Annotated in this window: 18 protein-coding genes and 2 riboswitches; of the genes, 12 read left to right on the plus strand and 6 right to left on the minus strand. The window is 35.0% G+C overall.

The features are described from left to right. The first annotated feature begins 4 nt into the window (after nt 1-4). The 4 genes from A5821_RS01500 (at nt 5) to A5821_RS01515 (ending at nt 5,850) form a co-directional block, all read left to right on the plus strand. Complete coding sequence (locus A5821_RS01500; RefSeq protein ID WP_086312724.1) at nt 5-1,846, plus strand: ABC transporter ATP-binding protein; 1,842 nt, start codon at nt 5-7, stop codon at nt 1,844-1,846. A gap of 163 nt (nt 1,847-2,009) precedes the next feature. Next, nucleotides 2,010-2,177, plus strand: a riboswitch (M-box (ykoK) riboswitch). A gap of 200 nt (nt 2,178-2,377) precedes the next feature. Next, nucleotides 2,378-3,964 (plus strand): phosphatase PAP2/LCP family protein, encoded by a 1,587-nt coding sequence (locus tag A5821_RS01505; RefSeq protein WP_086312725.1) that lies wholly within the window; start codon nt 2,378-2,380, stop codon nt 3,962-3,964. 88 nt (nt 3,965-4,052) lie between these two features. Next, nucleotides 4,053-5,024, plus strand: coding sequence for a diaminopimelate dehydrogenase (locus tag A5821_RS01510; protein WP_086312727.1), 972 nt, complete (start codon nt 4,053-4,055; stop codon nt 5,022-5,024). 307 nt (nt 5,025-5,331) lie between these two features. Further along, nucleotides 5,332-5,850, plus strand: a complete 519-nt coding sequence (locus A5821_RS01515; protein ID WP_086312729.1) for a hypothetical protein — start codon at nt 5,332-5,334, stop codon at nt 5,848-5,850. Between the two features lie 67 nt (nt 5,851-5,917). Here the strand turns inward: A5821_RS01515 and nrdI are convergent, their stop codons facing one another. Further along, nucleotides 5,918-6,355, minus strand: a complete 438-nt coding sequence (gene nrdI, locus A5821_RS01520; protein WP_086312731.1) for a class Ib ribonucleoside-diphosphate reductase assembly flavoprotein NrdI — start codon at nt 6,353-6,355, stop codon at nt 5,918-5,920. Nucleotides 6,356-6,573: 218 nt separating this feature from the next. Here nrdI and A5821_RS01525 point away from each other — a divergent pair, with 218 nt between their 5' ends. After that, nucleotides 6,574-7,035 (plus strand): phage tail protein, encoded by a 462-nt coding sequence (locus A5821_RS01525; RefSeq protein ID WP_086312733.1) that lies wholly within the window; start codon nt 6,574-6,576, stop codon nt 7,033-7,035. Nucleotides 7,036-7,109: 74 nt separating this feature from the next. Here A5821_RS01525 and A5821_RS01530 read toward each other — a convergent pair whose 3' ends face one another. Further along, nucleotides 7,110-8,195 carry a hypothetical protein gene (locus A5821_RS01530; RefSeq protein WP_086312735.1) on the minus strand — a complete coding sequence of 362 codons (1,086 nt, stop codon included), beginning with the start codon at nt 8,193-8,195 and terminating at the stop codon, nt 7,110-7,112. Between the two features lie 189 nt (nt 8,196-8,384). Further along, nucleotides 8,385-8,482, plus strand: a riboswitch (TPP riboswitch). 53 nt (nt 8,483-8,535) lie between these two features. Here A5821_RS01530 and thiT point away from each other — a divergent pair. The 4 genes from thiT to A5821_RS01550 all read left to right on the plus strand — a co-directional run bounded on the left by thiT (nt 8,536) and on the right by A5821_RS01550 (nt 12,603). After that, on the plus strand, nt 8,536-9,138 hold the full coding sequence (thiT, locus tag A5821_RS01535; RefSeq protein WP_086312737.1) for an energy-coupled thiamine transporter ThiT: 603 nt from the start codon (nt 8,536-8,538) through the stop codon (nt 9,136-9,138). 135 nt (nt 9,139-9,273) lie between these two features. Further along, the gene (locus A5821_RS01540; RefSeq protein ID WP_086312739.1) at nt 9,274-9,813 is read left to right on the plus strand and encodes a sigma-70 family RNA polymerase sigma factor; all 540 of its coding nucleotides are present in this window, start codon (nt 9,274-9,276) and stop codon (nt 9,811-9,813) included. Continuing rightward, nucleotides 9,806-10,723 carry a hypothetical protein gene (locus A5821_RS01545; protein WP_086312741.1) on the plus strand — a complete coding sequence of 306 codons (918 nt, stop codon included), beginning with the start codon at nt 9,806-9,808 and terminating at the stop codon, nt 10,721-10,723. Before A5821_RS01540 ends, A5821_RS01545 begins: the two co-directional genes overlap by 8 nt. A 578-nt stretch (nt 10,724-11,301) precedes the next feature. After that, nucleotides 11,302-12,603, plus strand: a complete 1,302-nt coding sequence (locus tag A5821_RS01550; RefSeq protein WP_086312743.1) for an MFS transporter — start codon at nt 11,302-11,304, stop codon at nt 12,601-12,603. Between the two features lie 365 nt (nt 12,604-12,968). Here the strand turns inward: A5821_RS01550 and A5821_RS01555 are convergent, their stop codons facing one another. Beyond that, complete coding sequence (locus A5821_RS01555) at nt 12,969-13,367, minus strand: VOC family protein (RefSeq protein WP_086312745.1); 399 nt, start codon at nt 13,365-13,367, stop codon at nt 12,969-12,971. Between the two features lie 240 nt (nt 13,368-13,607). Between A5821_RS01555 and A5821_RS01560 the strand changes: the two genes are divergently transcribed. From A5821_RS01560 to A5821_RS01570, 3 genes are all read left to right on the plus strand, one after another. Continuing rightward, complete coding sequence (locus A5821_RS01560) at nt 13,608-15,158, plus strand: zinc ribbon domain-containing protein (RefSeq protein WP_086312747.1); 1,551 nt, start codon at nt 13,608-13,610, stop codon at nt 15,156-15,158. A 90-nt stretch (nt 15,159-15,248) separates the two neighbouring features. Then, a complete protein-coding gene (locus A5821_RS01565; RefSeq protein ID WP_086312749.1) occupies nt 15,249-16,436 on the plus strand; it encodes a glycoside hydrolase family 3 protein in 1,188 nt (395 codons plus the stop codon). A 10-nt stretch (nt 16,437-16,446) separates the two neighbouring features. Continuing rightward, a complete protein-coding gene (locus A5821_RS01570) occupies nt 16,447-17,214 on the plus strand; it encodes a zinc ribbon domain-containing protein (RefSeq protein WP_086312750.1) in 768 nt (255 codons plus the stop codon). 59 nt (nt 17,215-17,273) lie between these two features. On the opposite strand, the gene A5821_RS01575 is transcribed toward A5821_RS01570, so the two are convergent. From A5821_RS01575 to A5821_RS01585, 3 genes are all read right to left on the minus strand, one after another. Next, nucleotides 17,274-18,125: a MurR/RpiR family transcriptional regulator gene (locus A5821_RS01575; RefSeq protein ID WP_086312751.1), complete on the minus strand. Its 852-nt coding sequence runs from the start codon at nt 18,123-18,125 to the stop codon at nt 17,274-17,276. Nucleotides 18,126-18,242: 117 nt separating this feature from the next. Continuing rightward, nucleotides 18,243-19,082, minus strand: coding sequence for a Cof-type HAD-IIB family hydrolase (locus A5821_RS01580; RefSeq protein WP_086312753.1), 840 nt, complete (start codon nt 19,080-19,082; stop codon nt 18,243-18,245). A 15-nt stretch (nt 19,083-19,097) separates the two neighbouring features. Beyond that, a complete protein-coding gene (locus A5821_RS01585; protein ID WP_086312755.1) occupies nt 19,098-19,481 on the minus strand; it encodes a VOC family protein in 384 nt (127 codons plus the stop codon). Between the last annotated feature and the right edge of the window lie 487 nt (nt 19,482-19,968).

Genomic DNA, 19,968 nt, shown 5'->3' on the forward strand with positions numbered 1-19,968 from the left:
AATAATGGCAGAACAAACACAAAATCGCCCTCGTGGCGGACGCGGACCTGGGCATGGCGCTCCAGTGGAAAAAGCCAAAGATTTTAAAGGAACACTAAAAAAATTAATCTCCTATATTGGTGCTTATAAAATACCCGTTTTCTTTGTAATGATCTTTGCAATTGCTTCAACCGTATTTAATATTTGGGGTCCAAAAATTTTATCCCAAGCAATCACAGAATTGTTTAATGGTTTAATCAAAAAATATCAAGGAACTGGCGGAATCGATTTTAATAAAATTGGTGGAATCTTACTCTTTATGTTAGGGCTCTACTTAGTGGCATCCGCTTTTGGGATCATTCAAGGTTGGATCATGTCAACGATTTCGCAAAAAATCACATATCGCATGCGTAAAGAAATTTCAGAAAAAATCAATCGTATGCCAATGAATTATTTTGAGAGTCGTACAACGGGTGAAGTCTTATCTCGTATCACCAATGATGTGGATACTCTAGGTCAATCACTAAACCAATCGATCACACAGCTGATTACATCAGTATTCACTATCATTGGTGTTATTGTCATGATGCTATCGATTTCTGTGCAAATGACAGGTATTGCGATTTTGATCGTCCCAATTTCAATGATCTTAATTTTGATCGTTGTGAAAAATTCGCAAAAATACTTTAAAACACAACAAGAATATCTTGGCGTGATCAATGGTAAAGTAGAAGAAACCATCGGTGGTTATAACATCGTACGTCTATTCAACGATGAAGAAAATTCACTTACAGAATTTAAAAAACAAAATGATGTCTTATTCAAATCAGCTTGGAAATCCCAATTTCTTTCAGGTTTGATGCAACCGATCATGAACTTTGTTGGAAATTTAGGGTACGTTGCAGTAGCGATTTTTGGTGGAATATTAGCTTATAATGGCACGATCACGGTCGGAGATATCCAAGCGTTTATCCAATATGTTCGTAACTTAACACAACCTATTGCCCAATTGGCTCAAGTATCAAACTTACTCCAATCAATGGCAGCAGCAGCTGAACGTGTTTTTGAATTTCTTGAAGAAGATGAAGAAGCACAAACAGTACCAAATCCAGTTAAAATCGACAAAGCCAAAGGGATGGTCGATTTTGAACATGTTCGTTTCGGGTATACACCAGACAAAATCATTATCAATGATTTCAGTTCACATGTTGATCCCGGCCAAACAGTGGCAATCGTTGGACCAACTGGTGCAGGTAAAACAACTATGGTTAAATTATTGATGCGTTTTTACGATGTAACATCTGGCGCAATCAAAATCGATGGTCATAATATCAAAGACTTTAATCGTGCAGATTTACGTAAAAATATTGGGATGGTTTTACAAGACACTTGGTTATTTAAAGGAACCATCATGGAAAACTTACGCTATGGTCGTTTAGATGCAACGGATGAAGAAGTCTATGAAGCCGCGAAAGCCGCTCACGTTCATCACTTTATCCAAACGTTGCCTGGTGGTTACAATATGGAATTAAATGAAGAGTCTTCCAACATTTCCCAAGGTCAAAAACAACTTTTAACAATTGCCCGCGCAATCTTAGCTGATAAACCGATTTTGATCCTTGATGAAGCAACATCATCTGTTGATACCAGAACAGAAGGCTTGATTCAAGGTGCTATGAATAATTTAATGGCTGGTCGTACGTCATTTGTTATTGCGCACCGTTTATCAACGATCAAAGATGCGGATAAGATTTTGTATATGCAAGATGGCGATATTAAAGAACAAGGAACACATGAAGAATTACTTGCTCAAGGCGGTTATTATGCGTCACTTTATAACTCACAATTTGAAGAGTTAGATGAGTAAAATAGAGTATAGCAGAAGCAATCATCAATCCTATTTTGATGATTGCTTCTGCTTGTTTATTGATGCTATCTTTTTCAGATTTTAAATTAAGAAAAACTAAAGAGTCATAAAATAACTTGAAAAAATTTTTTTCCAGCGTTACTATTTAACAAAATAAATAGATAAATAACCTTGTTAGGTGAGGCTCCTATACAAACACAGGCTATTGCGCAGAAACGTCGAAAGACGCCAATGTGTAAAACAGGAATTGTCGAATTAAGGCTTTTCATAAAATAGCTAAGAATTTTTCTTTACGTTGTATAGTGCTAAAACTCAGACGATGAGATTGATTGAAAGTCAAACGTCTTAGGGAAAGCATGTTTGGCTTTTTTCTTTTGGTAAATAAGAGTCAACTGTATGCCTTTAGATGATTCACTACTGTCAATTAAGAATCAAAATTTTTTTAGTTGTATGATATTCCTGTGAAAAGTACTTGGAAATAATCTTTAACTTGGTTGTTTTACTGAATATATGAATGAAGGGATTTATCACATGTATACGTTGAAAGAAAAGAAATTTACTCCAGCAGTTTTAAGTGTCGTATTTTTTTCATTGCTAACCTTTTTAGTTGTAAAACAAGAATCATGGTTTGTTCAGTTAGATTCAGCGATTTATCACTTTAATTGGAAACCGAGTCAATTACTGACCAGTATTGTGGATTTAGTTGCCAAAAGTGCTACGATCATGCCGATTTTTGTTGTTAGCTTGATAGTCTCATTTATACTTTGGCGAAATAAACATAAGTTATTGGCAGTTTGGCTAAGTAGTAATGTCTTAGTAGTCAGCGCTTTTGGATTTGTCTTAAAGCAGCTTGTGGCGCGGCAGAGACCAAATGTAGAACAGTTGGCTGAACGAACTTCCTATAGTTTTCCAAGTGGGCATTCGCTCTTAGCCATGTGCTTAGCTTGTTCGATGATCATGATTTTACAAACCGTTTATTCAAAGGAAATGAAGCATTACAAGTTTTTTAAAAACACTTTGATCGTGTATGTTCTTTTGATTGGATTGAGCCGGATTTATTTACGAGTTCATTATCCGAGTGATGTGCTTGCAGGTTTTCTTTTAAGCTATACTTGGGTCAAGTTCTCTTTTGTTTTCTTGCAAAGAGTGTACCTTAATAGAGAATTTTCTACTCCTATTGCTAAAAAAAAGTTCATTCAAAGAACTATTTTAGGTACGCTAACAGTGCTTTTACTAGTCGTTGCTGGAGCTTCAGCTTATGGTGCTGCGGTGTTTCAAAAAGTCCAAAAAACTGCCGATAAAATGTATCAGCCACTAAATCGAAAAAATAAAGCCGCAGAGTTAGGAAATAGTGAACCTGCGAGTTTCTTACTGTTAGGTATCGCAAATGATTCTAAACGCAAAACAGATTTTCGAGCAAATACGATTATGGTGGTCACCGTCAATAATCAATTGAAGAAAACTACGATCACAAGTATTCCCAGAGATGCTTATGTCGAAATCATTGGGAAAGATGGCGTCTATGACAAAATCAATCATGCTCATTCCTTTGGTGGAGACGAGATGATGATCGATACGGTTGAACATTATTTAGATATCCCAATCAATCATTATTTTGTGATCAATATGGATGGTTTAGCAGCTTTAAGTGACGCAGTTGGCGGTGTCACCGTCAATAATGATTTTGAGTTTGATGCAGAAGGAATTCATTATCCAAAAGGGGAACAGCATTTAGGCGGCTGGGAAACATTACAGTATGCGAGAATGCGCTATGAAGATCCTTTAGGCGATTACGGCAGACAAAAGAGGCAGCGAGAGGTAACGATTCAGCTTACCAAAGAATTAACTTCGATGAAAAGTGTTTTTCGTTATCAAGAATTACTCGACGTAATAGGAGAAAATGGTCAAACCGATATGACCCTGGATCAAATGACTCTTTTAATGAAAAATTATCAAAAAGCCCTAGAAAACATTGAAAGTTATCAAATGCAAGGGGAAGGATTTACAGGTGATGGCTATACTGGGGAAGAAGGGATTTCTTATCAGAGTATTTCAGATGAGGAAAAGCAAAAAATCACCACGGAATTAAAGAAACAATTGAATATAATGGAACAGTAAAAGAAGAAACTCATTTTTTCAACTTCCAATTGTCAGATGTCTTTTTCTTTTGGTATAATCTGATTTATAGAAGTGGAGGAATGTTAGTATGATAAAAGTAGCAATCATTGGATATGGAAACCTTGGACGCGGGGTTGAACGTTCGATCAAACAAAACAAAGATATGGAATTAGTCGGTGTCTTTACAAGAAGAGCTCCTGAAACGGTGCAAACAGAAGGTTCTAAAGCATTTACGATGGAGCAATTGAAACACAAAAAAGGTGAAATCGATGTCTGCATTCTTTGCGGCGGTTCAGCGACAGATTTGCCAACACAAACACCGGAGTGGACTCATTTATTTAACACGATCGATAGCTTTGACACACATGCTAAGATTCCAGAGCATTTTGCGAAAGTGGATCAAGTAGCAAAAGAAAATCAAACAACGTCGATTATCTCAACAGGATGGGACCCAGGTTTGTTTAGTTTGAATCGTTTGTATGCACAAAGCATTTTACCAGTTGGACAGACGAATACATTTTGGGGTAAAGGTGTTAGCCAAGGTCATTCCGATGCATTACGACGAATTGACGGTGTATTAGATGCCGTTCAATATACAATTCCAAACAATGATGTTATAGAGAAGCTCAAAGCTTTAGAACAACTGGGTTTGACTACTCGAGATAAACATTTTAGAGAATGTTTTGTTGTGCTTGAAAATGAATCACAGGCAGAAAAAATTCGCGAAGAAATCATTACAATGCCGAATTACTTTGCAGATTATGATACTGAGGTTCATTTTATTTCTCAGTCTGAATTGGATCAAAAACATAAAGCGATGCCTCATGGCGGCACGGTACTGCATACAGGAACAACACATGAAAATACCAAGCAAGTCATCGAATATAATTTACAGCTGGAGAGTAATCCCGAATTTACGGCAAGTGTCTTAGTTGCTTATGCTAGAGCCTGTGTTCGTTTGGCTAAGGAAAAACAATTTGGGGCATATACTGTTTTAGATATTGCGCCTAAATATTTGTCTACTCGAACAGACGAGGAATTGAGAAAAGAGTTATTGTAGAAAAAACTAAATCAAGAACATAAAGAGAATGTTAAATTGTAGCATTCTCTTTTTATTGTTTAATAATGGGTCAAAATAATCTTTTGAGATGAAGATAATGACTAGATTACGGGATAATTTTGATGGACTAGAAATTGATTGCGATTGTATAAGACTTAAATAACGATTAAGGAAAGAGTGGACAAACATGTTAAAGAAAGAGACCATTTTTGGATGTTGTAAAAACGAATTTGAACTGTTATTTATTTTGAAACTACCTTATGATTGATTTGTGAAATAACTATCAATGAAAGATAAGGGGATGCAAATGGAAAAGAAAGTAAAGAAATCAAGGGTCAAAAAAGTCATAACAACGTTACTATTGCTTAGTAGTCTATTTGGAGTAAGTTTATATTTTGGTGTAACGGCACAAGCAGCACCGCCAACTGGGAAAAAAGTAAAGATGAGTGCTTATACGATGAATGGGGACTTTAAAGGTAACTTTAGAAAAACCCTAGAAGTTGGCAATTGGGAGTACGCTGTTTTAGGTACGAGTAGTGATGGTGTTTATTTAGATCATGAAGGGTTAAACATATATACGATCAGATCAGTTAATCCATATACGAGTGGTTATGATTATTGGAACTTTTCAACTAGAGGTTATATTTATTTAGATACTAAAAGTAATGCGAAACGTTTTGTCATTGTTGACAAAGGGGACGGTTACTACAAAATTTTTCACAATGGCATCCCGATCAATACATATTTTTGGGGTGGTGGTATACTGAGTTATATCAGTGTTGGTGAAGCTAGTGGTTACGATGAAACAAAGTGGAAATTTCAGTAAAAAGTTACGAGGCTGAGACATCATCATATCCCAGCCTCGTTGTTTGTTAGAGTATTCAAAGAGTTTTTTAAATGTTAGAAATAGCCACTGACAAAACATTAAAGACATGTTCTAAATCTTCTTGTGTACCACGAAGCTCATAGTCAGCTAAAAAAGGAAAATCAAATTTCTGAGCATATTGTTTAGCAGTTAAACAATATTGGTGGTTAAAATTTTTATTTCCACTGCCGACTACACCTAAACAATAACGGAAATTTTCCTGATACTCTAGATATTCTCTCATCGTTTCCGTAAGAATTTCTGTATCACCATTATCAACTCCATTTCCTCCATCTAAGTAAGTTGGCACGAAAGTGAAAAAAGATGTTGTTTCTTTTTCAAGAGTCGAATTCTCTTGAATTTCTTTTACTTCGATTTGAGTGTTATGCTCAGTAGCAGCATATGAAACAAGACGTTTTACAAAAGAGCGGGTATTACCTGATATTGATATATAAAGGATTTTCAATGTTTACCCTCCTAAAAATTTTAAGATTTAAAGCGATTGTTCATTTTAGCACAAACGAGCTAATCTAACTATAGTAAATGATCGACAAATTTACAACTTTTTTATTAATTCTATTCAGATAAAAGTCACAAACGGGAAAAAATACACTCAGTTTTAATATTTGTCAATCACTTATACATTGCATATAATGTTCATATAAAAAGAAAAGAGGAGCCAATATGTCTTATAAAGTAGATTTTAAAAATGTCTCAACAGTTGGTTTTGAAACATCTCCAGTGGCAGATGCATTGGCAGGTTTACGTGCAAATGAAGCTCGTTACTATTGGAACAAATACAAACATGAATTCGTAACTGTACCGGTAAGTGATGCTCCTGAAACCTTAGCATGGATCGAAAAAGTGTTAGCAGAACGTCAGATGACATTTCCTTATAAAGCGTTAGAGGTTTCAAGTTTTGAAGTAGATGGTATCAAGATGGCTTACGTTTTTTATGAAAATGGTTTAGTTGTTAATGTGATGTATACAATTGAAGAAGGTGGGAAACGTGCTGTTGGGTTTAAGTTATCTGATGGAATGGATATTCCAGTAGAATTTGAAGGCAAGTTTAAATTTGCACGACAAAAGTCAAAACTGGCGGGGACAATCCGCGGCTCTTTTTTCGTGATAAAAGGGAAGTACTAATATAATTGGAGCTAAAATGTAAAAAGTGACTAGATTGATTTTTTTAAATCGATCTAATCACTTTTTTTATAAAATTAAGTATGATCGTTGCAGTAAAACTTCTCATAGAGCCAATCATTCAGCTTCATCTCTACCTTAGCATCACCAGCATTCGGTGCTTTATTAACTAATTTTTTTCCAGCTTTTAAACAATCTAAAGCAGACTGAGGGTCATGTTTAACAAAATAATAATAAGCTGCTTCTATTCGTTTATTCCCCATTAAAGGTTGCTTCAAACTCATTTTTACTTTTTTATCCGTCCATAATTGAGTGATTCGAGGATCATCAGGGTGAGTGATGGATAAAGAGAAAATCAACTCTTTTTTCACTTCTATTTGGTAGATCTCAATCAAGTTATCTAATTGACTCCATAGTGATTCTAATATGTTATTTAAACCAGTCCAATCGAAGGCTTCTGCCAATCGAGCGATTTGTAAAAATTGCTGATACTCGTTGAAATAGGTTTGCTTAGGTTCTGTTGGCATCAAATCAAAATAGCTATCAGGAAGTTGCATGTAAGTCAAACCTTGATTCAGCTGATAATTCACTTCAAATTGTACATATAACAAAAATTGCTGTTCCTCACTAGAAGAAGCAATTTTTAGACTCATTCCATCATTAAAGCCCATCGGAAAAACATTTGTAACAGCTATGAAAATACCTGTAAGAACAAAAACTGCAGCAATCATAGAATGAGGTACCAATAAAATCCCAATAATGCTACTGGTCACTATATTTGCTAAAACACCACCTAATAAGTATAAACGAAATGGAAAGCGTCCTTTTTGATAAGGCGGAGGTGCCATCAAACATTGTCCTAAAGTTCCTGGAACTTTCAAGCGACGAAAGACGATCGTCCCATCCTGTTGCCAGACCCACATAAAAGAAAAAATCCGATAACTTACCATTTTATATCCAGTTAATTGTCCAAAAATCCCATGTCCAGCTTCATGGATGATAACATGGAGAACAAATGAAATACCTATTGCGAAGAAAAAGACCACTATATCAAATCCAGACAACGTATTATCTGCTAATAAATACCCCGCAAAATAACCGCTTACTCCTCCAACGACCAACATCACCAAAATAGAAAAAACTTGTTTCAATTTCATTTTCATATTACTCCTCCCTCTATCCCTTATTCTACCTTAAAATCAAAGAGAGAATGAATCAAGTTTAATATTCGGCTATTTTATTGAAAAAACTACTTCAGTAGTAAAGAAGATGTTTAATTCCTTTACTTTTAATGAAGAGCATGTTACGATTTTGATGTTGTTATACAAACAACCACTAAAAATTAAATAGAACCCATCACAAAGGGGAGCCTTGGCTGAGAATGAGTAACCACTCTAAACCCTTGAACCTGTTCGTTAGTACGAGCGTAGGAATTGTGATGGAGTAAATAGCAACTTTTACTCCTCCTTTGTGAATCGGTCGTTCTAGAGGGAGGATTTTTTTATGCAAAGAAAACAGGAGTTACAAGTATGGATCGAAGGAACGATCGTTGCAGCGATTGCGATGGTCTTATCTTTTGTTCCAACGAATATTGGGAGTAGTTTTTCAATCTCATTAGGGATGATTCCGATCACTCTTTTTGCTTTACGAAGAGGAGCCAAAGCAGGATTCTTTTCTGCCTTTATTTGGGGCTTGTTGCATTTTCCAACGGCTCAGGTGTATTATTTGATGCCTGTCCAAGTGATTATTGAGTATATTTTGGCGTTTGGGTTTGCCGGTTTTGCAGGAGTATATAGTGGGAAGTTGCAAGAAGCAATTGGCAATAAAGAGTATGGGAAGAGTAGTCGAATTATTCTTTATGCTTCTTTTTTCGGAACACTTATGCGCTATTTTTGGCACTTTATCGCAGGAGTCATTTTCTGGGGAAGCTTTGCGCTGTGGGGCATGAATCCTTGGTTATTTTCATTTGTAATGAATGGACTAAGTGGTGTGGCTACGGCAATCGCAACGTCAGTTGTGCTGTTATTATTACTTAAAATCAATCCTAAACTGTTTCTTCCGACCAAAAAGGCACAAATTAGTCAGCACAATAATGAAACTGAATAAAATAGTGGGCATTTGAAATAAATTAATGATCTGAGCTAAAGCCGAATAAAGGTTTAGCTCTTTTTTTATGTATAAAAAAATTAATTGAAACCTACTAGGAGTTTTTTTACACTATTAGGGTGAAGAGGTGAGAAAATGGGGAAGTTTACTTATTCAGAACTTTTACTGATCAAAAAAGCAATCAAAGGAGATACAAAAGCGTTAGGGAAAATTTTACGTAAAAACCACGAGTACATTTATAAAATGGCCTATATCTACATTGGCAACAAAGAAGACGCGCTAGACATCATGCAAGAAGCAACCATTCAATCGATGAGCTCGATTCATACGTTAAAAGAGCCTAGCTACTTTTTGACGTGGTTTTGTACGATCATGGCAAGACAAGCGAGCAAAGTAATCAAACAAAAAATTCAAATCCGTGAGTTACAAAATAGCCCAGAATTTGAAGAGGAAGCTGATTTAGAAAAAAATGAAAATCAAGCAATCGATGTATTAGAGTCGGTCATGAATTTAGAGGATAAATACCGTTTGATTTTACAATTATTTTATTACCAAGGTTTTTCTGTGAAAGAAATCAGTGAACTATTAACGATGCCAGAAGGAACAGTCAAAACGAATTTGAAACGAGGACGTGAAGCACTTAGGAAAGTATTAGGGGAGGATTATTATGTCTGAAAATGAGAAAAAAATTTTACAAAAAGCGATGAACCAAATCGAAGTACCAGAAGAAGAATCACTCGCAGCACTTAGTGGAAATTCAGAACGAGGCCAAGGTCGATACCTCATGTCTAAATACAAATGGGGGGAAATTATTTTATCTAGTTTAGTCATGATATGTTTGTTTTTTATTGGTACCTTGATGTGGCCGAAAACCGAAAAACCGAACAAACCAGCTTCTGAAATTTCAACTGCAATTGAACCAGCCAAAACTATTTCAGCAAAATTGCTACAGTCAACGAAGTATTGGAAAGTTCAAAGTGAAGAGAATTATTATCAGTTTAATGAAGGTGAAGTTCGTATGATCATCAAGCATTTTACATTTATGGAACCTAAATATACCCTTGAAGGGGATCAACTAACTATTTTTTCTAGTGTATTTAACGATAAAGATGAATTAGTAGCAGATGTCCAATTATATCAAGTCAAAATGGAAGGCGCAAACTTGATTCTAGAACCGAAATCATCTGACCTTAAACGAATGATCTTAGAGCCTCATAACGAAGAAATTTTTCCGTATACAGAAGAAACAATCAAAAAATTGAAACCTGCAATTGATCCAGATTTGACAGCCTATTCGTCATGGACCTCCATTATTAAAGGAAATGACGGCTTAAATAGCACGGTTACTTTTGACGGATTTCTGCGAAAGGAGAAACTTGATGGCGAGGACAGATGGCTAACGACAACGTATGAAGTGAACGGAAATCATATTTTAGTAAATTATGGTGGATATACTGTTGGTCAAAGTATGTACTGGGATGGGGAAAATATTATCTTATGGCCAGTGTCTAATTCTCTTGAAAAATCGGAAGATCGAAAAGAGTTTAAAGAAGAATCCGTGACAGTCATGAAGCCAATTAAATAATTTTATGAAATTTACCGAAATCGAATGGGCTGTTTTAAAGGTTAAGTTGAAAGGATCAGCAAGACCATAAAGAAGAACGACAAACCGTTTTTCAGCTAGTAGCATTCTTGCAAAAAATAAATGAGCATAAAAATAGATGATTCTTGAAATCAAGTAAGCCTCTTTAGGATTAAAAATAAAGTGAAGTATCATTTAAAGAATGGAAAAGGTGTTTTATTATGAAGGAAAAAAAGACTCATTGTTGGTTGGAAGAGCGCAATAAAATCATATACTAGAACTTTAAGGTTTTGAATTATAACTGGAAAAGTTATAGTTCAAAACCTTTTGGTATAGTCTAGTGATTAGTACAAAGAGCAAAATCAAATACTTGTTTGAAAAGAACACGTCAGGTAAAATCAACCTATAGAAAACTGACAAAGATAGGAAAGAATCAAATGATCTACATAATAAAGGCAACTATCCATTCGATCCGTTTAAAAAAGGCTAGGCTGTTCTAATTTTGGACAAACACCTCAAAATTAGGAGAGATTATTATAACTTTAACGTAAATAATAATAAATCATTCGAGGAGTGTTTATATGTCTAAAAATCCAACTTTATTTGGGCCTACGAAATGGAAAAAAAACTTTTACTTGTTTTTAACAGGACAGTTTTTATCAGGCATCACAAGCATGGCGGTACAATATTCCATTATCTGGTATTTGACAAAGACAACTGGTTCTGCCACTATTTTGAGTTTTGCGATGCTTTTAGGGATGTTGCCGATGGTATTATTAAGCCCATTTGCAGGACCGTTGATTGACCGTTGGAATAAAAAGTTGTTACTGATCGTGACGGATATTGTTGTTGCGATTTTTGCACTGATCTTATCAATCGTTGGAACGATTTCTGCAGATTTTCCTCTGTGGCTCGTCTTTGTCTCGTTATTAGTTCGTTCGATTGCCCAAACGTTTCAAATGCCGACGATCCAATCGATATTACCTACGATGGTGCCAGAAGATGAGTTGACGAAGGTCAATGGACAATTCAGCATGGTGCAATCGGCGAACTTTATCATTGCGCCAGCATTAGGTGCAGTATTGTATTCAATGATTCCAATGAATTTCCTGATTTTGCTTGATGTTCTTGGTGCTGTCTTTGGGGTTGGTTTATTGATGTTTGTCATGATTCCAAAAATCGCTTCAGAAGGGGAGGCTATCCACCTTTTCGAAGATACTAAATTTGGGTTTAAAAAATTATTTGAAAATAAAGGTCTTTGGTATATCACGATCGTTGGAGCGATTTTTATGTTATTATTTATGCCAGCTGCAAGTTTGTATCCTTTGATGACAATGAATTATTTTAATGGAACTGTGGGGCAAGCTGGTTTGGTAGAAGTGATCTATTCAGTAGGAATGCTGATTGGTGGGGCTGTTATCGGGATTTTTGGAAATTGGAAAAATCGGATGAACTTGATCTTTTTTGCTTATGCTGTGATTGGTGTAACGATTGGCTTGAGCGGATTATTACCAGCAACGAGTAAAGGCTTTCTCTATTTTGTCCTCTTAAATGCGATTGCAGGTTTTGCAACTCCCTATTTTAATACCTTATTGATGGCGATGATCCAGCAAAGCTATGAGCCGAATGTACTTGGACGTGTATTAGGCGTGTTGAATTCATTGCTAAGTATTACAGGACCTGTAGGCTTACTTTTTGCAGGACCTTTAGCGGATAAAATCGGTGTTGAAAAGATGTTTGTGATAGCAGGAGTTGGTGCGATTGTCTGCGGCGTGATCAATTTTATGATACCAGTTGCGAGAAATTATGATAAGGAATTGCAGAAAAGATTGGTGGAAGAAAAAGAACTCGAACTAGAAAAGTTGAAAAATGAAGAGTTTTAGCTGAATGAGAAAGACAAACAAAAAAAGATTGGAGATTTCTCCGATCTTTTTACGTTTATAACCATAATTCAATTAATTCGAATCTTTATCAATCAAAGTAAATCGATTTTAAACATAATTTGCGATTTTCCAAGTAACTCATCTGTTTGATCATACCTAAAAGTAAGATGAGCAACTTTATTTTTCCCTGAATAGAGATTTTCTGCAGTTTTTGCTTGGATATCATGTCCTATTGAATAGCACAAACATTTTAGAAACGAAATACTGTAAAAAAGCATAAGTCATAACAAAACTAAATCGTTTTGTTACAAAAAAAGACCATCGACAAGTTTAGCCGATGGTTTTTTAAACTAACAATATTTAATTTACATCTTCATCCAAGTCGGTTCCAAAGAATTTCCATCTGGATCTTGCACTTCAAGTCCAAACATCATATCTTCTGGAATTCCCATATCAACTTTATAAAAATCGCCGCCATTTGCTTTAGCTGTTTCAGCAAATTTCTTCACAGCATCAGCACTTTCTAGACTGAAAGCCACCAAAACACCGCTAGTAGATTTTGCATCCGCAATTTTTTTGTCTTTGATAAATTTACTGTAGAAATCATGATTCAATAACATAATCCAGAAATTATCGTCCCAAACCATTGAGCTTGTTTCTTCATTAGAAAATTCTTCATTCTTTTTAAACCCTAATTTTTCATAAAACTCTGTAGAACGTTTCACATCACTGACTGGAAAATTCACAAATACCATTGTTGACATAAAAATCCAACCTTCTCTCTTTATTTTGTTGATTACGTTTAAAGCATCTCATGTGGTCATTTTTTTGTCAAAAATAAAGAATTAAATTTGATCTGATATTTAAATCAGAGTAGACAAGCTCATTTTAGCAATATTTTTTAATTTATATATAGTTTAATCGCAAAAATAGTTGACTTTTTGTGTATAAAATAGAATGATAAGAGAGGAGATAAAAATGAATAAAAAAATAGGAGAGAAAGAATGAAGAGTTGTAAATCATGTCATCATGAAAATGAAGAAGCAGCACTATTTTGTGAAAATTGCGGTGAGCAACTGGAAATTGCTCAGAACGATACACTAGAAACAGAAGTCAATCCTAAAACAGTTGACCAAAATAGCTGTTCCTGCGGGGCACAATTAGGGGAAGAGGATCGATTCTGTCCAACTTGTGGGAAAGCCATATCACAAGAAAGTAAAACCAAAGCTGAGAATAGTCAGACTAGTAATGTCAAAACACCCATGAACAAAAAACAAAAAATTTTACTCAGTCTAGCTATAGTTTTTCTATGTATCATTTTTGGCTCGTACTTTGCCGCGAAAAATTATTACAGTCAAGAAAATCAACTAAAACGAATGGTAGCCGTCGTTAAGAACAAAGATATAAGTCAGATGGAAAAATTGACGGTTTCAGCCGATCCCAATTATAATATAACCAAAGAAGAACTAAAAAAGTATTTCGATTATTATGGGCGTAACGAGCATAAAGCAGCCTTTTCCACACTGATTACTCAGCTAAGCGATAACACGAATCAAACAAGAGCATTAACATTAACAAAAAAAGGGAAAAAATTTCTGATGTTTGATGAGTACCTTTGGGAGTTAAAGCCTAGCTATATCACAATCACAGCTAATCAAAAAGGCATGATACTATTTTTGGATAATCAAGAAAAGGAAACAACCGATAAACAGCAGTTTCAAACTGTTTGGGGACCGTTGACCCCCGCTGAATATACGATCAAAGGTGAGTTAGCAGGGGAAAAAAGCGAAACAACCGTTGATTTAGTACAATCTCAAAATTCTGGAACAGATCAAATGAGTGAAGTAAGTTTAGACTTCCGTAAAATTTCATTTAAGTTGCGCTCGAACATTTCTGACGCTGAAGTTTTTCTCAATGATAAAAAAGTCGGCGTATTATCTGCTGGAGAATATGAAGTAAAAGACAAGATATGGCAACAAGGAATGACCGTTCAACTGAAAAAGACATTAGAAGATAAAAGTGTTATCATGACAAAACAGCAAGTAATTGATGATTCTTCTTTTGAAGCAAGTCGTTACGATTCCAAATTTTCGATTGTTAATTCTGATTTTTCCGGTATACAAGAAAAATCAGATGTTGAATTTTTTTTAAACGGTTTTTATTCAGATGTCTCCAACTTCACAGGAACGTATGCAACGTATGATGAAACTACAAAACAAAAATTTTCAAGTTATTTTAAAGAAGGGAAAGACAACGCAGAGTATCAAGATTTTGATACGTTCATTCAATCTGTTCGAGATAGCAAAATCAAAAGTTCAGTAAATGGTTCTCCCACAGTAGAATCGGTTAAAATGATAGGTAAAAATACTTATGATGTTCGTTACTTGATCAAATACAAAACAATTTATAAAGACTACAAACAAAAAGATGTAACACAAATTTTCCGTTATCAAAAGGCAACACTTGTTTATAATGAAGAAGAAAAGAAGTTCACTATTCAAAGCTTAGGCGGCAAAGAGAATTTTGAAGTAGTGGATAATGGAGGAATCGAATAAAAAGCCAATTGGACTTTTTCCATGTTTAATTATCTCACTTCATAACGTTGCCCAGCCTTTTAAGGAGGAAACACCATTAATACAAAAAAGATGATTATCAGTGCAATTCTTATTTTACTAGTGATTTTTGGTATTAGTTTAGCGGTGATTTTGTTGTTTGGTCAAAAAGAAACAATACAACAGGAAAGTACAGCGACATCAAGTACAAGAACGGTAAATACGATATCAAGTTCACCAAAAGAAAATGGAGAAAATCCAGTAAAGAATCAAGAAAAAGTAATCAATGAAATGATTGCTTCAATGAGTGTGGAAGAAAAAGTTGGACAATTATTTTTGGCTCGAGTGCCAGCTGAGGAACAACTAGAAAATATTCAAGAGTATCATTTAGGCGGTTATCTGTTATTCGGTCGTGATGTCGAGACGGAAACACCAAATTCACTGAAGAAAAAAATAAAAGACTATCAATCTACAAGTAAAATTCCTTTATTTATCGCTTCAGATGAAGAAGGTGGTACTGTTTCACGTTTGAGTAGAGGGACAGATTTAGTGCCAGAGGTATTCAAGTCGCCACAAGAAATCTATCAAGAATCGGGTTGGACTGGGATTCGTTCAGATATTCAAAAGAAAGCTGAAATTCTACATTCATATGGGATTCAAAGTGGATTATTTCCAGATGCAGATGTTGCAACAGATCCGCAGGCGTTTATCTATGATCGAACATTAGGACTTGACGCAAAGCAAACAAGTGAATATGTGAAAATCAGCGTAGAGGAATTGAAAAAACAAAAAATTACGTCAACATTGAAACATTTCCCAGGCTATGGAAATAACCGTGATTCCCATGTGGAAATCGTTTATGATACTCGTAGTTTAGATGAGTTAAGAAGTAATGATTTTTTACCGTTTAAAGCGGGAATTGCAGCAGGGGCAGATAGTATTTTAGTTTCGCACAACATTATTACGAGTATTGACGGAGCAATGCCGGCTTCGATTTCTCGACCAGTCCATGACATTTTACGAAACGAATTAGGGTTCCAAAATGTGATTATGACGGATGATATGGATATGGCAGGACTTGCCGATTTTATTTCTCAAGAAGAAGCAGGACTTGCAGCATTAAAAGCAGGCAATGATATGATTTTATCTTCCTCCTTCCAAGAACAGATTCCATATGTTCTACAAGGAATTGAGCGAGGCGAGTATACAGAGGAGGCATTGAATCAATCGGTTTATCGAGTATTAAAAATGAAAAATGACGTGGGGTTAATAAATTGGTAGAGGTGTAAAGATGAAATATTGTATTCAGTGTGGCAAAGAAATAAAGAATGAGGCAAAATTCTGTCCAGCATGTGGTAAAAATCAAATTCAAGTAACAACAGAGGCAATGACAGTAGAATCAGTTCTAGAAAAAGGAGTGCAACTTCAATCAAATTTGAATGAACAACTGAAAAATAATCAAACTGTTCAGCAACTAACCAAAGAAAGTAAAAATTATTTTAGTTGGCTAAATACTCAAATCAGAGGAAAGAATAAACAAAGCATCCCGATGTTCGGAGTTGTTAATTTTCTGTTATTGATTGTTTTGAATAGTTTAGCCGTCAGTCGAAGTATTTTAAGCATAAGTGGACATACGGATGAAACACCATTGTCATTGTTTATAGAAAGTTTACTGATGATGGGGATTTATTATTTCATTTTTGTTTTAGTATATTTTTTCATGGTAAACAAATTATTTCAGACGAAAATAGTTTTTACAGAGGCATTCGACGCTCTTTTTAGTCCAGCTAGTTTGACGGTTTATATTAGCTTATTTGCGGTTTTGCTGTCTTTTATGCCAGGTGAATATTCATATATGTTTGTGATAGGGTTAGTGTTTCTATCAGCATTGTTGATTAGCTTTTCGTTTGCAGAAAGTTTATGGCATAGAAGTGATGTTATTGGTCGCTTTGGTTTGACTCTTTTTGTTTTGTATCTATCTTTAAACGTTGTTTTCTTCCTATTTAACCTATTAGGTGGATCAAAAGTGCTCAATATTTTTATAGAACTTCTTTCTTAGACTAGTAAAATGAAAAAAGACAGCTACCTTTTGAGAGGAGTTGTCTTTTTTCGATGTACTTAAATCAAATCCGGATTCATCTTTTGATAGTTTTCTAATTTATACGCTAAATTTTTTTCATAATCCTGATTAAAAAAACTAAGATATAATCGATCAAAGAGATACATCAAAGATGTCCGTGTTGAAAAGGAAGAAATTTTATTGTAGTGATTTTCTAACGAAGAAAATAGCAGAATACCATCTACTTTTTCAGTAAGAAGCGGATTGTTCTTTGATGTAATCAACAAAATTTTACTCTTATTATTTGTTAAAGTCTTCAAAATTTTTTTAACACTAGAGCCACGACCACCGTAAGAAACCACAATAGAGAGGTGATCAGACGTGCTGTTTGCGGCTGCTAAGTTTTGCATGTAATCGTCGATAGGAACATTGATCCTTTTTCCAACTTCTTGCATTTGAAATTGAAAATTCTGTGCAAAATAAATATTCGCAGAAGAGGCATAGATATCGATAAAATCTGACTTCTCAAGAAGGCTGCTAGCAAGAGCCATCATTTCAACCGTATTTGCATCGATCGTTGATTGTAACGTTTGTTCATAGACGGCCTTTAATTTTTTTGTCATTGCATAATGATTATCTTCTGCAGAAATCGGGTAATCAACATCAATGATTTGTTCTGTAGTATGTTCGTTTAAATAATTGACTAAGGCTAGTTTAAGATCATTCAATCCATCAAGATCCAGCTTGTTGATCAAACGGTATATCGTTGAAATAGATACAAAAGAATGCTCTGCCAGTTCTTTCGGCGAGAAATGAATCACTTTTTCTGGAAAATCAAGTATATAATTGACAAGAGCTGTTTCACTTGTGGTAAGTTTGTCTAAATTTTTCAATTTAAGGATTAAATTCATTCTATAAAACACCTTTCAGTTCGGTTAGTCTAAATGAATTATACCTGATTATTGTAAGTGTGTATAACTTAAAAGAAATAGATCAGGCGTAAATCAATCCTGATCTATTTCTTTAATTTATAGTAATTCGGCTAATGCTTTAGCGATTCCATCTTCGTTATTGGACAACGTGATTTTATCAGCTGCACTTTTTAACTCATCAACGGCATTGCCCATGGCGATCCCCATTCCAGCGTATTGAATCAAAGATAGGTCGTTATGACCATCGCCAAATGATACAATATGTTCTTTATCGATTCCTAATGGTTGCAACGTTTGCGCCAAGGCATTTGCTTTATCGATTCCTTTATCTGTAAATTCAAAATACATTGGGGCGGAGAAAACACCGCTGACAGATTGTTCAAAAGGAGCAAGAATTTTTTGCCAATTTTCTTGTAAGTACTCAGGTTGAGCGGCAATAAGAATTTTATGCAATGGAAAATCAACGAATTCTGCTAAATCTTTTTTTTCGCACAATTGGAAGTTTCCGCCGCGAGCTTCATATTCGATAATATTAAATGATCCATTTGCAAATTCTAGATCTAGAATACCGTCAAAAACGTTATTGACATACATATAATCATCTTTAGCGATCATCGGCTTCACATCAAACTGTTTAAGATGTTCCAATATATTTTTACTATGTTCAATAGAAAGTGGCTGACTGAATAGCTCTTCTTGAGTGCTGACATCCAGTACATGAGCTCCGTTGTAAGAGACGATCATTCCGTTATATTTTGCCATTTCTAATTCATCGACATGTTTCAACATACCTGGAGTTGGTCTGCCAGAAGCAAGAATGACTTTGATGCCATTTTTTTGAGCTTCGATCAAGGCTTCTTTTGTGGCAATGGTCAATTTTTTTTCATCATTTAAAAGTGTTCCATCGATATCTAAAACAATTGCTTTTACATTCATCTTATTGCCTCCATTTTAAATAGTTAATTCTAAGCGATTTCCCTCTGGATCAGCGACCACAGATTCATAATAACCATCGCCTGTTGTACGGCAAGGACTTATTAATTCGTATCCTTCCATAACCAAGATGGTGGTGAGGTTATCAACAGTTTCTTTACTGCCTAAAGAGATTGCTAAATGAGCAAAACCTAAAATTTCTTTTCCCATAGTTCGAGTAGTAATATCATCTCGTTGCATGATTTCAAGCCTAGCTCCATCAGAGAAAGTTAAAAAATAAGAGTGGAAACTTGTTTTAGGATTGTGGTAAAGCTCAGAGGACGTAGCATTGAAATAAGTTTCATAAAATGCACGCATGTTTTCTAAATCTTTAACCCATAAACCAACGTGTTCGATTTTCATAATAAATTCTCCTTTGCCTTAAAGTACAGCGGCTCAGATTAATGAGTTATTCTTGATCAAACCAAGAAATGCAAGAATCTGTTGACTACTCAAGTATAAAGGATAATGGAACGTAAAAGGGGACTATTCGAGAAGTTGAAAGTTTTTTTCCAAAAATCATGACGGTGAATGGTTAAATGTGAAAAAGTTTGTTCATATGAAGTATATTGTACGTTATTTAGCCAACTTTACCAGCTTTAAAAGTAAAGCTTATTGACAAAAACAAAATAAGCATGATATATTGAATGCAATAAAAAACGAAGTGAGGGATCCGTGCGTTGAAAAATTAAGTCAATTTGTTGAAGCTGCATTCAGACTGTAACTTGAGAAATCTCAAGGGAGCAGTGTGCAGATTTTCAGAATTGGCATTAATTTTTCAGCGTATGGGTCTTTTTGTGTACTCGTAAACGCGTTGCCGATTCTGAAAAGAACAGAAGGGAAGAATGAT

The sequence above is a fragment of the Enterococcus sp. 7F3_DIV0205 genome, from assembly GCF_002141365.2.
Lineage (GTDB): Bacteria > Bacillota > Bacilli > Lactobacillales > Enterococcaceae > Enterococcus_L > Enterococcus_L palustris.

Excerpts from the sequence above, each read along its gene's own strand:
- A5821_RS01555 (WP_086312745.1), bottom strand. The coding sequence starts at position 13,367 with ATGTCAACAATGGTATTTGTGAATTTTCCAGTCAGTGATGTGAAACGT.
- A5821_RS01560 (WP_086312747.1), top strand. The coding sequence starts at position 13,608 with ATGAAGAGTTGTAAATCATGTCATCATGAAAATGAAGAAGCAGCACTA.
- A5821_RS01500 (WP_086312724.1), top strand. The coding sequence starts at position 5 with ATGGCAGAACAAACACAAAATCGCCCTCGTGGCGGACGCGGACCTGGG.
- A5821_RS01525 (WP_086312733.1), top strand. The coding sequence starts at position 6,574 with ATGTCTTATAAAGTAGATTTTAAAAATGTCTCAACAGTTGGTTTTGAA.
- A5821_RS01540 (WP_086312739.1), top strand. The coding sequence starts at position 9,274 with ATGGGGAAGTTTACTTATTCAGAACTTTTACTGATCAAAAAAGCAATC.
- A5821_RS01505 (WP_086312725.1), top strand. The coding sequence starts at position 2,378 with ATGTATACGTTGAAAGAAAAGAAATTTACTCCAGCAGTTTTAAGTGTC.
- A5821_RS01570 (WP_086312750.1), top strand. The coding sequence starts at position 16,447 with ATGAAATATTGTATTCAGTGTGGCAAAGAAATAAAGAATGAGGCAAAA.
- A5821_RS01565 (WP_086312749.1), top strand. The coding sequence starts at position 15,249 with ATGATTATCAGTGCAATTCTTATTTTACTAGTGATTTTTGGTATTAGT.
- A5821_RS01550 (WP_086312743.1), top strand. The coding sequence starts at position 11,302 with ATGTCTAAAAATCCAACTTTATTTGGGCCTACGAAATGGAAAAAAAAC.
- A5821_RS01545 (WP_086312741.1), top strand. The coding sequence starts at position 9,806 with ATGTCTGAAAATGAGAAAAAAATTTTACAAAAAGCGATGAACCAAATC.
- A5821_RS01580 (WP_086312753.1), bottom strand. The coding sequence starts at position 19,082 with ATGAATGTAAAAGCAATTGTTTTAGATATCGATGGAACACTTTTAAAT.
- A5821_RS01530 (WP_086312735.1), bottom strand. The coding sequence starts at position 8,195 with ATGAAAATGAAATTGAAACAAGTTTTTTCTATTTTGGTGATGTTGGTC.
- A5821_RS01575 (WP_086312751.1), bottom strand. The coding sequence starts at position 18,125 with ATGAATTTAATCCTTAAATTGAAAAATTTAGACAAACTTACCACAAGT.
- thiT (WP_086312737.1), top strand. The coding sequence starts at position 8,536 with ATGCAAAGAAAACAGGAGTTACAAGTATGGATCGAAGGAACGATCGTT.
- A5821_RS01510 (WP_086312727.1), top strand. The coding sequence starts at position 4,053 with ATGATAAAAGTAGCAATCATTGGATATGGAAACCTTGGACGCGGGGTT.
- A5821_RS01515 (WP_086312729.1), top strand. The coding sequence starts at position 5,332 with ATGGAAAAGAAAGTAAAGAAATCAAGGGTCAAAAAAGTCATAACAACG.
- A5821_RS01585 (WP_086312755.1), bottom strand. The coding sequence starts at position 19,481 with ATGAAAATCGAACACGTTGGTTTATGGGTTAAAGATTTAGAAAACATG.